15 protein-coding genes are annotated in these 13,855 nt (G+C 60.8%); 8 read left to right on the top strand and 7 right to left on the bottom strand.

Annotation, left to right across the window (positions count from 1 at the left end):
• Positions 1–27: 27 nt before the first annotated feature.
• Positions 28–1,269: a cystathionine gamma-synthase family protein gene (locus tag IEV38_RS06235; protein ID WP_188395291.1), complete on the top strand. Its 1,242-nt coding sequence runs from the start codon at positions 28–30 to the stop codon at positions 1,267–1,269.
• Between the two features lie 15 nt (positions 1,270–1,284).
• Here the strand turns inward: IEV38_RS06235 and IEV38_RS06230 are convergent, their stop codons facing one another.
• Genes IEV38_RS06230 through IEV38_RS06210 form a run of 5 tightly spaced genes read right to left on the bottom strand, consistent with a single transcriptional unit; the run spans position 1,285 to position 4,092 of the window.
• Positions 1,285–1,881 (bottom strand): LOG family protein, encoded by a 597-nt coding sequence (locus IEV38_RS06230; RefSeq protein ID WP_188395469.1) that lies wholly within the window; start codon positions 1,879–1,881, stop codon positions 1,285–1,287.
• A gap of 31 nt (positions 1,882–1,912) precedes the next feature.
• Positions 1,913–2,431 (bottom strand): RDD family protein, encoded by a 519-nt coding sequence (locus IEV38_RS06225; RefSeq protein WP_188395290.1) that lies wholly within the window; start codon positions 2,429–2,431, stop codon positions 1,913–1,915.
• A gap of 10 nt (positions 2,432–2,441) precedes the next feature.
• A complete protein-coding gene (locus IEV38_RS06220) occupies positions 2,442–3,116 on the bottom strand; it encodes a DUF3106 domain-containing protein (protein ID WP_188395289.1) in 675 nt (224 codons plus the stop codon).
• A complete protein-coding gene (locus IEV38_RS06215) occupies positions 3,116–3,529 on the bottom strand; it encodes a DUF3619 family protein (RefSeq protein WP_188395288.1) in 414 nt (137 codons plus the stop codon). The genes IEV38_RS06220 and IEV38_RS06215 overlap by 1 nt, the downstream gene beginning before the upstream one ends.
• Positions 3,526–4,092, bottom strand: coding sequence for an RNA polymerase sigma factor (locus IEV38_RS06210; protein WP_188395287.1), 567 nt, complete (start codon positions 4,090–4,092; stop codon positions 3,526–3,528). Before IEV38_RS06210 ends, IEV38_RS06215 begins: the two co-directional genes overlap by 4 nt.
• A 513-nt stretch (positions 4,093–4,605) precedes the next feature.
• Between IEV38_RS06210 and IEV38_RS06205 the strand changes: the two genes are divergently transcribed.
• The 5 genes from IEV38_RS06205 to pssA all read left to right on the top strand — a co-directional run bounded on the left by IEV38_RS06205 (position 4,606) and on the right by pssA (position 10,102).
• The gene (locus IEV38_RS06205) at positions 4,606–6,348 is read left to right on the top strand and encodes an acetolactate synthase 3 catalytic subunit (protein ID WP_188395286.1); all 1,743 of its coding nucleotides are present in this window, start codon (positions 4,606–4,608) and stop codon (positions 6,346–6,348) included.
• The gene (ilvN, locus tag IEV38_RS06200; RefSeq protein ID WP_188395285.1) at positions 6,348–6,839 is read left to right on the top strand and encodes an acetolactate synthase small subunit; all 492 of its coding nucleotides are present in this window, start codon (positions 6,348–6,350) and stop codon (positions 6,837–6,839) included. The genes IEV38_RS06205 and ilvN overlap by 1 nt, the downstream gene beginning before the upstream one ends.
• A gap of 45 nt (positions 6,840–6,884) precedes the next feature.
• A complete protein-coding gene (gene ilvC, locus IEV38_RS06195; protein ID WP_188395284.1) occupies positions 6,885–7,901 on the top strand; it encodes a ketol-acid reductoisomerase in 1,017 nt (338 codons plus the stop codon).
• Between the two features lie 371 nt (positions 7,902–8,272).
• Positions 8,273–9,031, top strand: a complete 759-nt coding sequence (locus IEV38_RS06190; protein ID WP_188395283.1) for an SIMPL domain-containing protein — start codon at positions 8,273–8,275, stop codon at positions 9,029–9,031.
• 189 nt (positions 9,032–9,220) lie between these two features.
• Positions 9,221–10,102 (top strand): CDP-diacylglycerol--serine O-phosphatidyltransferase, encoded by an 882-nt coding sequence (pssA, locus tag IEV38_RS06185; protein ID WP_188395282.1) that lies wholly within the window; start codon positions 9,221–9,223, stop codon positions 10,100–10,102.
• Positions 10,103–10,190: 88 nt separating this feature from the next.
• Here the strand turns inward: pssA and IEV38_RS15260 are convergent, their stop codons facing one another.
• The gene (locus IEV38_RS15260; RefSeq protein ID WP_229728824.1) at positions 10,191–10,415 is read right to left on the bottom strand and encodes a hypothetical protein; all 225 of its coding nucleotides are present in this window, start codon (positions 10,413–10,415) and stop codon (positions 10,191–10,193) included.
• A gap of 76 nt (positions 10,416–10,491) precedes the next feature.
• Positions 10,492–12,576 carry a putative bifunctional diguanylate cyclase/phosphodiesterase gene (locus IEV38_RS06175; protein WP_188395280.1) on the bottom strand — a complete coding sequence of 695 codons (2,085 nt, stop codon included), beginning with the start codon at positions 12,574–12,576 and terminating at the stop codon, positions 10,492–10,494.
• 395 nt (positions 12,577–12,971) lie between these two features.
• Between IEV38_RS06175 and IEV38_RS06170 the strand changes: the two genes are divergently transcribed.
• Both IEV38_RS06170 and IEV38_RS06165 read left to right on the top strand, forming a co-directional pair.
• Positions 12,972–13,427, top strand: a complete 456-nt coding sequence (locus tag IEV38_RS06170) for a ferritin-like domain-containing protein (RefSeq protein WP_188395279.1) — start codon at positions 12,972–12,974, stop codon at positions 13,425–13,427.
• Between the two features lie 75 nt (positions 13,428–13,502).
• Positions 13,503–13,805, top strand: a complete 303-nt coding sequence (locus tag IEV38_RS06165) for an ElaB/YgaM/YqjD family protein (protein ID WP_229728823.1) — start codon at positions 13,503–13,505, stop codon at positions 13,803–13,805.
• The last annotated feature ends 50 nt before the right edge of the window (positions 13,806–13,855 follow it).

The following is a 13,855-nucleotide window of genomic DNA, read 5'->3' as shown; positions in this document are numbered from 1 at the left end:
CAGGCTTTTTCTTTTTTACGGACCACCATGAACGACAAGAAAAAATACGGCTTCACCACCACCACGCTGCACAGCGACCGCCAGAAGGGCATCGAGCACGGCTCGCTGCACAAGCCGATTCACACCTCGGTCGCGTTCGGCTACGACGACGCGCGCGATCTGGCGACGGTGTTCCAGGGCCGCCAGCCCGGCTACCGCTACGGCCGCCAGGGCAACCCGACGGTATCGGCGCTCGAGGACAAGATCACGCGCATGGAAGAAGGCACGATGACGATCTGCTTTGCCACCGGCATGGCGGCCATCGGCGCGCTGGCGCAGGCGCTGCTGCGCGCCGGCGACCATGTGGTGTCGTCGGCCTTTTTGTTCGGCAATACCAACAGCCTGTGGCAGACGGTGGCGTTGCAGGGTGTCGATGTGGCGATGGTGGATGCGACCGATGTCGCCAACGTCGAAGCGGCGCTGACGCCGCAGACGAAGATCGTGTTCGTCGAAACCATCGCCAATCCGCGCACGCAAGTGGCCGACCTCGAACGCATCGGCAAGCTGTGCGCCGAGCGCGGCATCCTGTATGTGGTTGACAACACGATGACCTCGCCCTACCTGTTCAAGCCAAAGACGGTCGGCGCCGGCATCGTCATCAATTCGCTGACCAAGTCGATCGGCGGCCACGGCAATGCGCTGGGCGGTGCACTGACCGATACCGGCGAGTTCGACTGGAAGACCTTCCCGAACATCCTGGATACGTACAAAAAGAATCCCGCTGCCAATTGGGGCATGGCGCAGATCCGTGCCAAGGCGCTGCGCGATTTCGGCGCCTCGCTGGGGCCGGAGGCCGCGCATCATCTGGCGGTCGGATCGGAAACGATGGCGTTGCGCATGGAGCGCGAATGCGCGAACGCGCTGGCAATCTCGCAGATGCTGGAAGCCGACGAGCGCGTGGCGGCCGTGCATTATCCGGGCCTGGCTTCGCATCCGCAGCATGCGCTGAGCAAGCGCCTGTTCCGCAGCTTCGGCAGTCTGTTCAGTTTCGAGCTGAAGGAGGGCATCGACTGCTTCGATTACCTGAACCGCCTGCAGCTCGGCGTATCGGCCAGCAACCTTGGCGACACGCGCACGCTGGTGATCCCGGTCGCGCACACGATCTTCTACGAGATGGGACCCGAGCGCCGCGCCAGCATGGGCATCGCCGAATCGCTGATCCGCGTGTCGGTCGGCATCGAGGATACCGGGGATCTGGTCGAGGACTTCCGTCAGGCGCTGGACGCCTGAGTCCATCAAATCTGATCAGGGAAACAGCGCCTGCGCGGCGAGGGCGTCGCGCAGCTTGGTGCTCTTCTGCGGCACCCAGGTCTGCAGGCGTTGCAGCAGAGCGTCTGCGTTGTCCTCGTGCATCATCAGCGCGGCCTGCTCAGCCTTGACGAAGCCGGTATCGACGAGGTTCTGCAGAAAGCAGATCAACCCCGCATAAAACCCTTCCACGTTCAGTACGCCGATCGGCTTCTGGTGAAAGTCGAGCTGCGACCACGTCAGCATCTCGAACAGTTCCTCCAGCGTGCCGATGCCGCCGGGCAGCGCGATGAAGCCGTCCGACAGCGCCGCCATCATGGCCTTGCGCTCGTGCATGTCCTTGACCACATGAATGTGCGTGAGTCCCTTGTGGCCGACTTCCTTGTCCATCAGCGCCTGCGGGATGACGCCCGTGACTTCGCCGCCGAGACGCAGCATTTCATTGGCGATCACGCCCATCAGGCCGACGTTGCCGCCGCCATAGACGAGGCCGATGTTACGCGCGGCCAGCGCGCCGGCCAGTGAGCGCGCCGCTTCTGCATACACGGTCTGATTACCGAAAGAGGAGCCGCAATAGACGCAAATGGATTGGATGTTCATGAGCAAAATCGGATGTGGCCGTCGGCTATGGTTGCGCGACGGGCGGGTTTTTGGGTAACTGGATCAGTCGTGTGCCGGCGATGCGGTCGTGCAGGAACTGCCGGCTCGGATGCAGGTGCGCCGAGAGTATCCATGCCGCCATGTTGGCACCGATGATGGCGACCGCCATCCAGCCTCTGGCGCCGAGCACCCACGCGATTGCCAGGCCCGGCAGGAACCACAGCCATGCCAGCAGGTAACGTGCAACGGCTTGCCTGAGCGGCAGCGCATGGCCATCGGCCGTGACCAGCCGCAGACGCCAGGTCTTCATCGGCAGCGTCTGGCCGCTATGGGTCCAGAACCAGACGAAATAGACACCGACCACGATCAGCAGCCAGATCTGCATCGCATGGCGCAGGTAGAGCGCATGGCGCTGCTGGAACAGAATGGAGAACAGCAGGCCGGCGATCGCGAGCACGCCGAACAGCAGGACCGCCTCGTACAGCATGACGGTCAGGCGGCGCTTGATGGTGGGGATGGAAGGATCGGTCGTTGTCGGTCGCATGCGTCGCGGTTCAGGGCGAAGATGACGACGATTGTACAGGGAGTGATTCGGCTTGCGGCAGATCCGGCTGCGGCGGTGGTGTCACGGCAGGCGTTTCGCCGGCAGCCGGCGGTACGGCGGACGCGGCCTGTGTCGCAGGCGTCTGGGGCAGGGCCTCGGGCTTGGATGCCGAGGACTTTGCGCGCGGCGGATTGGTCAGGCGCTTCTTCGTCGGGGCGCTGTCGGCCAGTTCCTTTTTTCTTTCTTCCGGCAACTGCTGGTACTGCTCCCACCGCCGGTTCTTCTCGACATTGAGTTTCTTGACGCGCTGGTAGTGTTCGCGCGCCAGCTTGCGTTGCTCGGGCGAGAGTGCGGCCCAGTCGCGCATGCGCTCCTGCATGCGGGCCTGGTCGGCTGGACTCATGGTCGCAAAGCGGTTGGCGAGTTCCAGCCACTTTTCGCGGCGGAAGGTGTCCAGGCGATGCCAATCCTTTTGCAACGGTTGCAGTATCTGGCGCTGGACAGGTGTCAGCTTCTTCCAGTCGGTACTGCTGGCAGCGGCCGGTTTGGCATTCTTGCCGGTTTGCGCCAGCGCCGATGGTATTGGCGCAATGCCTGTCATGCCTAGCACGGCCGACAGCAGGCAGGCGCGCAGCCAGATGGCGACGCGATGCCGGGCCGGGCGCTGGGCAAGGCCTTGTGTCATCAATCCTGCCCTTCGCGGCTCACGAAAGCCTCGAAGCCATGATCGAGCCAGGCAGAGATCGGCAATTCGTCGGTCAGCACCTCGGCGTCGAGCTCGGCGGTATCGATGATCTGCTGGCGCTGCTCGTGCTGGTAAATGCCGATCAGGCCGAACACCAGGGCTGCCAGCGGCAGGGCCAGTCCGAGGCGGCCGAACCAGGCGCGCGGGTCGCCCATCGAGGGCAGGCGCAGGCGTGGCATGCCGGCTGCCTGCATGGCATATTGCGTGGCCTCGGTTTCGGCCTTCCTGCGCGACAGCGCGGTGCGGCGTGCGGCGGCCAGCCGCTCGCGCGTGGCAGGCGGCAGGTCGTTGCTGCGTTCATCCAGTGCATGACGCAGGCGATAGGCGGTACGGAGCTCTTTTTCTGCATTCATAGGGTGATTCCTCTGACCTTGAGGGCGGCGGCCAAGGCATGGGTGGCACGTGAGCAATGCGTCTTGACGCTGCCTTCCGAACATCCCATCACGGCGGCGGTCTCGGTGACGCTCAAGTCCTGCCAGTAACGCATGAGGAAGGCTTCGCGTTGACGCGGCGGCAGATTCTGGACTTCGCTTTCAATGATGGCAAGAATCTGGCTGCGTTCCAGCCGGTTCTGTCCGTTTTCGCCGCCGTAGCTGTCTTCCGGCGCTTCTATGATATCAAGGGCGTCAAAGTGTTCCTGCTCGTCCTGCCGGCCGAAGGCGGAGAACAGGCTGATCCACGAACTGCGCACCTTTTCGCGGCGGAAGTGGTCGCGAATCGTGTTCTGCAGGATGCGCTGGAACAGCATCGGCAGTTCGGCGGCCGGCTTGTCACCGTATTTCTCGGCCAGCTTGATCATCGCGTCCTGCACCACGTCGAGCGCGGACTCTTCCTTGCGTACCGCATACAGCGCCTGCTTGAAGGCGCGACGCTCCACATCTTCAAGAAAATCGGAAAGTTCTTTGTCGGTTGCCATTGCGGTGCAGTGCAAGGAAACAGCGCTGCCGGGAAGGTGGGAAGGGGACGGGTAGTGGAGTTGAATAGGGGTGTTCTGTGGTTGCCACGCATCCTAGCAAAAAAGCCTCGTTTGTGGCGTGGATTTGTGCGAAAACGCCCGATTTGCGCCGCTTTCCGGCGATTTGACTTGACCATGATGGTGCAACGCAGTAACGTATCGTTCCCTTCGCCATCGCGAAGGCCTCTTCGTTTTCGGCGTGTTGCTCATCATGCAATGTTGTCGGAAATGCGCTTCACTTTGAAAGCTGTTTGCTCTAACCCGCGCCACAAGCGCGAGATTCCGCAAATACCTGTTCCAGTACCTCGGGTCGAACGAGTCGCGTCCAGCGCTGGTTTGCAGCACATCTACAGATGTGTGAAGAATCGGCGTGACCGCACAATAAAGGGACATCCGAACACTGGTACCGGCTGCGGTGTCACCAGGAGAGAGCATCCGATCAATTTCCAATGGACCTTGAAAGGACGTTAAAGCATGACCTCGGAAACAAGCAACAACGCCATCGGTGAAGAAATCACCGGGGCGGAAATCGTCGTACGCTGTCTCGCGGAAGAAGGTGTCGAACACGTGTTCGGCTATCCCGGCGGCGCAGTGCTCTACATCTACGACGCCATCTTCAGCCACAGCAAATTCCAGCACATCCTGGTGCGCCACGAACAGGCCGCCGTCCACGCCGCCGACGCGTATTCGCGCAGCTCGAACAAGGTCGGCGTCTGCATCGTGACCTCGGGTCCCGGCGTGACCAACGCCATCACCGGCCTTGCCACCGCCTACATGGATTCGATCCCGATGATCATCATCTCGGGTCAGGTGCCGTCGCACGCGATCGGCCTCGATGCGTTCCAGGAGTGCGACACCGTGGGCATCACGCGCCCATGCGTCAAACACAACTTCCTCGTCAAGGACGTCAAGGACCTGGCGGAGACGATGAAGAAGGCCTTCTATATCGCCACCACCGGCCGTCCCGGCCCGGTGCTGATCGATATCCCGAAGGACATCACGATGCACAAGACGACCTTCGCCTATCCGAAGGAAGTCGAGATGCGCTCGTACAAGCCGGTCGACAAGGGCCACTCGGGCCAGATTCGCAAGGCAGTGCAACTGCTGCTGCAGGCCGAGCGTCCGATGATCTATACCGGCGGCGGCGTGATTCTCGCCAACGCATCGGAAGAACTCAATCGCCTGGTCGACAAGCTCGGCTATCCGTGCACCAATACCCTGATGGGTCTTGGCGCCTACAAGGCCACCAGCGACAAGTTCGTCGGTATGCCCGGCATGCACGGCACATACGAAGCCAACATGGCGATGCAGCACTCGGACGTGATGATCGCCATCGGCGCGCGCTTCGACGACCGTGTGATCGGCAATCCCAAGCATTTCGCGCTGAACCCGCGCAAGATCATCCACATCGACATCGATCCGTCGTCGATCTCCAAGCGCGTCAAGGTCGATATTCCGATCGTCGGCAACGTCAAGGAAGTGCTGCAGGAACTGCTGGCACAGCTCGACGCCGCCGAAGCCAAGCCGAACAGCGCCGCGCTGTCCGACTGGTGGAAGCAGATCAACGAATGGCGCAAGCGCGAGTGCCTGAAATACACGCCGTCGACCGAGGTCATCAAGCCGCAGTCGGTCATCGAAAAGGTCTGGCAGGTCACCAAGGGCGATGCCTTCATCACCTCCGATGTCGGCCAGCACCAGATGTGGGCTGCGCAGTACTATCCGTTCGACAAGCCGCGCCGCTGGATCAACTCCGGCGGCCTGGGCACCATGGGTGTCGGCCTGCCGTACGCGATGGGCGTGCAGATGGCCAACCCGGATGCGACGGTTGCCTGCATCACCGGCGAAGCCTCGGTGCAGATGTGCATCCAGGAACTCGCCACCTGCAAGCAGTATCACCTGACGCCCAAGATCATCCTGTTGAACAACCGTTTCCTCGGCATGGTGCGCCAGTGGCAGCAGCTCGAGTACGGTTCGCGCTATTCCGAGTCGTACATGGATTCGCTGCCCGACTTCGACAAGCTGGTCGAATCGTACGGCCACGTCGGTATGACCATCGACAAGCCGGCCGATCTCGACGGCGCGCTGAAAGAAGCGTTCGACATGAAGGATCGCCTGGTATTCATGAACATCATTACGGATCAAACCGAGAATGTCTGGCCCATGGTCAAGACCGGCAAGGGCCTGACCGAAATGCTGCTGGGCTCGGAGGAACTGTAATGCGTCACATCATTTCTGTATTGCTTGAAAACGAAGCGGGCGCACTGTCGCGCGTGGTCGGCCTGTTCTCGGCACGCGCCTACAACATCGAAACGCTGACGGTGGCGCCGACCGAGGACGCCACGCTGTCGCGCATGACCATCGTCACCAGCGGTTCGGACGACGTGATCGAACAGATCACCAAGCACTTGAATCGCCTGATCGAGGTCGTGAAGGTCGTCGATCTGACCGAGGGCGCGTTCATCGAACGCGAACTGATGCTGATCAAGATCCGCGCCGTCGGCAAGGAGCGCGAGGAAATCAAGCGCACCACCGATATCTTCCGCGGCCGTATCGTCGACGTCACCGACAAGACCTACACCATCGAACTGACAGGCAACAAGTCCAAGCTCGATGCCTTCATCGATTCGATCGACCGCACCGCGATCCTCGAAACCGTGCGTACCGGCGGTTCGGGCATCGGCCGCGGCGAACGCATCCTCAAGATCTAAGCTGTTCTATTCAACCCAACAACATCCACATCAATTAGGAACATCATGAAAGTTTTCTACGATAAAGACTGTGACCTGTCGCTGATCAAAGGTAAAAACGTTGCCATCATCGGGTACGGTTCGCAAGGCCACGCACATGCACAGAACCTGAGCGACTCCGGCGTCAACGTGACGGTCGGTCTGCGCAAGGGCGGCGCTTCCTGGGACAAGGTCGCCAAGGCCGGTCTGAAGGTTGCCGAAGTCAACGACGCAGTCAAGGCTGCCGACGTCATCATGATCCTGCTGCCGGACGAAAACATCGCGCAGGTCTACAACGAAAACGTCGCGCCGAACGCCAAGCAAGGCGCCGTTCTGGCCTTCGCCCACGGCTTCAATGTCCACTACGGCCAGGTCGTGCCGCGTGCCGACCTCGACGTCATCATGATCGCACCGAAGGCACCGGGCCACACCGTGCGCGGTACCTACTCGCAAGGCGGCGGCGTGCCGCACCTGATCGCCGTTTATCAAGACAAATCGGGTGTTGCACGCGACATCGCGCTGTCGTACGCGATGGCCAACGGCGGCGGCCGTGCCGGTATCATCGAAACCAACTTCCGTGAAGAAACCGAAACCGACCTGTTCGGCGAGCAGGCCGTGCTGTGCGGCGGTGCCGTCGAACTGATCAAGGCCGGTTTCGAAACGCTGGTGGAAGCCGGCTATGCACCGGAAATGGCGTACTTCGAATGCCTGCACGAACTGAAGCTGATCGTCGACCTGATCTATGAAGGCGGTATCGCCAACATGAACTACTCGATCTCGAACAACGCCGAATACGGCGAGTACGTGACCGGCCCGCGCGTCGTGACCGAAGACACCAAGAACGCGATGCGTCAGTGCCTGAAGGACATCCAGACCGGCGAATACGCGAAGAGCTTCATCCTTGAAAACAAGGCTGGCGCACCGACGCTGATCTCGCGCCGTCGTCTGACCGCAGAACACCAGATCGAAGAAGTGGGTGCGAAGCTGCGTGCGATGATGCCTTGGATCGCCAAGAACAAACTCGTCGATCAAACGAAGAACTGATCCCTTATCACGGTAAGGCATCATGCTGTGTTCGCTTGCAAGCGAACACAGCGCTCGGACGAAAAGCCACGCACTTGCGTGGCTTTTTTATCGTCCTCACGTGCCTTGGATCGCCAAGAACAAACTCGTCGATCAAACGAAGAACTAATTCATTTCGAAAGCAGTAGGGCATCATGCTGTGTTCGCTTGCAAGCGAACACAGCGCTCGGACGAAAAGCCACGCACTTGCGTGGCTTTTCGTTTTTACATTTGCTTGCACTAAACTGGAGCCGTCTTTCCTTTCGGGAAAGAACTATTCCCTTGCGATTCGTGTCTCATCCACGCAGCGGCAGATGCCGCCTTCGATCATCATCATACTTACGGAGATCACGATGTCACGACTCAAAACCCTATTCGTCGGCCTGTTGTGCGCCACCGCAGGTGCCGCCGCCATTGCGCAGGTGCCGGCACCGGTGCAGACCAGCGGTACCCTGGTGATCGTGCCTGCCTATGGCGAAGTCAAGCATGCGAACGATCAGGCGGTACTGACGCTGACCATCGAGGAGCAGGACAAGGACAAGGCGGCAGCAGCGTCCCGCGTCAATCAGAAGATGAGGCAGGGCATGGATATCGTGCGCAAGCAGGATCCGAATGCCGTGTTGAGCACGCGTGGTTATTACACGTATGCGGTGTATGCGGATGAACAGCCTCAGCCGCGCAGCACGAGCAAGCAGCGCCAGATCGTCGGCTGGCGCGTCGGCCAGTATCTGGACGTGAAGACCACCAATCTGACTGGCCTGCCGAAAACGGTGGCGGCTGCGCAGGGTGTGCTGGCGCTGAACGGCCTGCAGTTCGGCCTGACCGATGAGACCACGCGCAAGCTCGATGCACAGCGCATCGAAGCGACCTACCGCAACCTGAACGAGCGCATCGTCGCCATTGCGCGCGCCATGGGCCGCAACCCGGCTGATGCCGTGCTCGATACGGTCGACTTCGAAGGTTCGGGCAACTATGCGCAGGAAGCTGCCGCACCCAAGATGATGCGTGCGGCCATGGTGGCCGATGGCGCGCCGCAGGTCGAGGAGCCAAGTTTCGAACCTGGCGAAACCACGTTGACGATGCGCGTGGTTGGCAAGGTGCGCTTCCGCTGAGAAAAACATGCCGTCCTGGCAGGGCGGCATCGGGATATGGAGGGGCATCGCCTGTCATGGGACGGCGGTGCCCTTTTTGCTGGCGTTGTGCTGCGCGAGTTTGCGAAAGGCAAGAGATTGGAAGAGTGTCTGCTACACTACGCATCCTGATTTTCATCCTCAACGCGCCACCTTCTCAGCGGAACTCGCATGTCCAGCTTCAATCGTCGCAAGGCGAAGAAACCCTCTCCTCATGTCAAGCCGCGTCCTCTGGGCAAACTCGCACGCACCAATCATGTCGTGCGTGAGGTCAAAGCGGAGGAAACGCTTCTGCCGCCACGCGCGCGCCGGCGCGGCATCTACCTGCTGCCGAATGCCTTCACCACTGCCGGCCTGTTCTGCGGCTTCTATGCGATCGTGATGGCGATGGGCCAGCAGTTCGAGAATGCCGCGATCGCGATCTTCGCGGCCATGCTGCTCGATGCGATCGATGGCCGTGTGGCGCGCCTGACAAATACGCAGAGCGAGTTCGGCGCGCAGTACGACAGCCTGGCCGACATGGTCTCGTTCGGTGCGGCGCCGGCGCTGGTGGTCTATGAATGGGCGCTGCATGATCTGGGCAAGCTGGGCTGGCTGGCCGCTTTCGTCTATTGTGCGGGTGGCGCCTTGCGGCTTGCGCGCTTCAACACCAACATCCAGGTGGTCGACAAGCGCTATTTCCAGGGATTGCCTAGCCCGGCGGCCGCAGCGCTGGTGGCGGGCTTCATCTGGCTCATGCAAGACCTCGGCTACGCCGGCCCCGAACTCAGCGTGCCGGCATGGATCATCACGCTCTACGCGGGGTTGACGATGGTGACCAACGTACCGTTCTACAGCTTCAAGGACATCAACTACCGCAAGTCGGTACCGTTCATCGCGGTGTTCCTGATCGTGCTGGCTTTCGTCGCGATCTCGAGTGATCCGCCCAAGGTATTGTTCGGCCTGTTCGTGCTGTATGGCCTGTCGGGCTACGGCGTCTATTTCTGGCGCTGGGCCAAGGGACGTCCGGTCAGCATCGTGCAGACCAAGCCGGAAGCGCCCGACGAACACTGACGCGGCCTATCGTTTGCTGAAGGGACTTGCCATCATGCAAGTCCCTTTTTGTTTTCGTCCGGGAAAGTTAGGTGACGTAACGCACAGATCACACCGACAGCCGGAGTAGGATTTCATCAGGAACAATCCGGACAGGGAGGTTGCTGTGAAGGCAATGCGTTCCGCTTATCTGGCAGGGGCGGCTGTTCTGTTGTTGTGCATGTTTGCGGTAGCCGTCATCGTGGCATGGTCGCCGGTCGTTCCGGAAGCGGTGGCGGTCGATGTTGCGCACCAGGCGCAGCGCGCGGATTTCGGCATCTATATCGCCTTGCATGAGTCCTGGCATGCAGGTACGGCTCCCGGGCATGACATGGTGTGCGCGCGTTGAGCGCTGGCGCCGCCAGACAGGTTCATGCTCCGGAAGGGAGCCATGCCGCGTTCTTCATCTGTCGCATGAGTTGGGAAGGCTCCATCGGCCGTCCCAGCAGATAGCCTTGCAGCGTGTCGCAACCCAGGGACTTGAGCAGCGCCTGCTGCTTTTCGGTTTCCACGCCTTCGGCCACGATATTCAGGTTCAGTGAGTGGCCAAGCGCCACGATGGCCGACACGATCGACGCATCGTCGGCATTCTGTGCGAGGTTCTTGATGAAACCGCGGTCGATCTTGAGCTCGCAGGCGGGCAGGCGCTTCAGATAGAGCAGACTCGAATAGCCGGTGCCAAAGTCGTCGATCGAAATATCGACACCCAGCACGGCCAGTTCGGTAAGGATCGTCATGCTCGCCTCGACGTCCTGCATGGCGGTTGACTCCGTCACTTCCAGCATCAGGCTCTGTGGCGGCAGTTCGTATTTCTTCAATGTGGCTGCGACGTGATCGGTCAGATGGCCGTTGGTGAACTGCACCGCGGACAGATTGACCGACATCTTCCAGTTGGTGTAGCCCTGGTCGCGCCATTCGCGCATCTGCCGGCATGCCTCGTCCAGCACCCAGTCGCCGATGGGGACGATCAATCCGGTCTTTTCCGCCACCGCAATGAAGTCGGCCGGGGCCAGCAGGCCGCGTGTCGGATGCTGCCAGCGCAGCAGCGCCTCGACGCCGATGATGCTGTTGTCCGGTGCGTTATGCTTGGGTTGGTAATGGAGCCGGAATTCGCCGTGCTTGAGCGCATGGCGCAGGTCCTGAATCAATTGGAGCTGATTGTGCGCATTGGTATTCATCGAGGCTTCGAAGAAATGGTAGCCATTGCGACCGCTGCCCTTGGTGTGATACATCGCGGCGTCGGCATTGACCAGTAGCTCATGCGCGGTACGTCCATCCTCGGGATAGATCGAGATGCCGATGCTGGCAGACACGGTCAGCGGATGATTCTGTATGTGGAAGGGTTCGCCGATGGCATTGCAGAGCTTGTCGGCCACGGTTGCCGCGTCTTCCGGATCGCGTACCTCGATCAGCACCACGAACTCGTCGCCGCCGAGCCGGGCTGCGGTGTCCTGGCCGCGGATGTCGTGCTTGATGCGTTGCGCGACCTCGACCAGCAGCAGATCGCCGACATGATGGCCGAGCGAGTCGTTGATGGCCTTGAAGCCGTCGAGATCGATGAACATCAGTGCAAAGCGCGTCTGCATGCGCACGGCCTTGTGCAGCATCTGGTCGAGTCGATCCTCGAGCAGGGTGCGGTTCGGCAGCTTGGTCAGGTTGTCCTGCAGCGCCTGCTGCACCAGTTCCTGATTGGCGACGGCCAGCGAACGGGCCAGCAGGCTGGTCTGTGACTCGAGCCGCGCATCGAGCACCGAGGTGAGCAGGGCGATCGCCAGCACCGCGAGCGTGACGATGATCACCACCAGCGCCAGCCAGCCAGGCGTAACGCCGGCGGTCGCCGCGCCGCAGATGCTGCCGATCGGAAAACTCGCCGCTTGCATGCCGGTGTAGTGCATGCCGCTGATGGCCAGTCCCATGACCAGCGCTGCGGCGATACGTGTGATCAGCACGTGCGGCGTATTCCTGCGCAGTTTGAAGGCGATCCAGATGGCGGCACCGGAAGCGGCGACGGCGATCAGGACCGACAGGGCGAAGAGCAAGGGATCGTACTCGATGCCGGGTGTCATGCGCATTGCCGCCATGCCGGTGTAATGCATGGCGGCAATGCCGGAACCCATCAGGAGTGCGCTTGCGCCCAATTGTCGCCACGATAGCTGCGGCTGATTGACACGCCACAGGGCAAAGGCGGAGGCAATGATGGCGATCAGCAGCGACAGCAGGGTGAGGCCGATGTCGTAGCCGAGTGAAATCGGCAGGCGAAATGCCAGCATGCCGACGAAATGCATGGACCAGATACCGATTCCCATCGCGACCGAACCACCGGCCAGCCAGAGCATGGCTGCTCTGGGCGTGGTGGAGTGGATGCGCGCAGCCATGTCGAGCGCCGTATAGGAGGCGAGAAAGGCAACCAGAATGGAGATTGCCACGAGAAGCAAATCATGATGCGCGGTCAACATGGAAGCGGTGTCGGAGAAAAGCGGCGTGGACGGGGAAATCAATCTTACCGGTGCGCCGAGGCCGGTAGTGACGCGGGATGTATGAAAGTTTCCATTGGGAAATGAATGAGGCTTGCGCGATTGTACCGTGACGCATGATATTACGCGGGGCGCGAATGTAAATCTTCCTTAACTGTGGTGCCCAGCAGGCAACCTTTGGCGCGGCCGAATGTGTGTTGTCGAACAGAGGCAGCAGGGGCTTTGTAGCATAGTGGTTTTCACTGTTGGCGTGTCTTTCGATGCGCATGCTTCTTCAGAAATCCGTTGCTGGCAGGGTACTTCTGTTCCGGCCGGGCCCCACGAACCTTTTGCCAGTCCGCGCAGGCGGACCGGGCAAACTCTCGAAAGGAAGCGACATGAAAAACGAAGACGTGATCTCCACTCTCAACGACCTGATTGAAACCTGCAAGGATGGCGAGCTGGGCTTCAAGACTTGTGCAGAAGATATCAGCGACGGTCAGTTCAAGCAGCCTTTCCTGACGCTGGCAGCCGGTTGTGCGGCAGCGGCGCAGGAACTGAAGGGGCTGGTCATCGCCCATGGCGGTACGCCGGAAACCAAGGGCAGCCTCAGCGGCACCCTGCATCGCCGCTGGGTCGATATCAAGTCGGCCATCATGGGCAAGGATGACGAAGCCATTCTCAATGAATGCGAACGCGGCGAGGATGTGGCCGTGCGCAGCTATCGCGAGGCGCTGGAAAAACCGCTGCCGCTGGATGTGAAGGCGGTTGTGGAACGCCAGTTCCAGGGCGTGCTGCAAAACCACGACGTGGTCAAGAAGCTGCGTGACCGCAGCCGCGTCGCTTCGCTTTGATCGTTGTTTTGTGAGACCGGCCGCCTGTCTTCCGAAAGAAGCGGGCGTCCGGTCATTTATTGTGAAAAGGAGTCAATGATGAATGCAAAAGTCGAAGACCTGGCGGACGATGTGAAGAACCTTGAGAAGGATGCCAAGGCACTCGCACGCGATGCGCAGGCGGCAGCGGAGGAAAAGGCGAACGAGCTCAGCACCAAGTGCGCCGAGCTGTTCCAGTCGGCACTGGCAGCTGCGCGCGAGGTTCCGACCGTGGCTGCGGCACGCACCAAGGAAGTGGCAGCCACCACGGATGATTACGTGCACCAGAATCCATGGCGCGCGGTGGCGATTTCGGCGGGTGTCGGTCTGGTGCTCGGCGTGCTGTTCTCGCGCAAGTAAGCATGACCAGCGGCGCATTCGGTGCGCCATGATGTTCCAAAAAAAACGGC

The sequence above is a fragment of the Oxalicibacterium flavum genome (genome assembly GCF_014635065.1).
Taxonomy (GTDB): Bacteria; Pseudomonadota; Gammaproteobacteria; order Burkholderiales; family Burkholderiaceae_D; genus Oxalicibacterium; species Oxalicibacterium flavum.
Note: the sequence above shows the minus strand (reverse complement) of the source record. Positions and strands in the feature narration are given on the sequence as shown.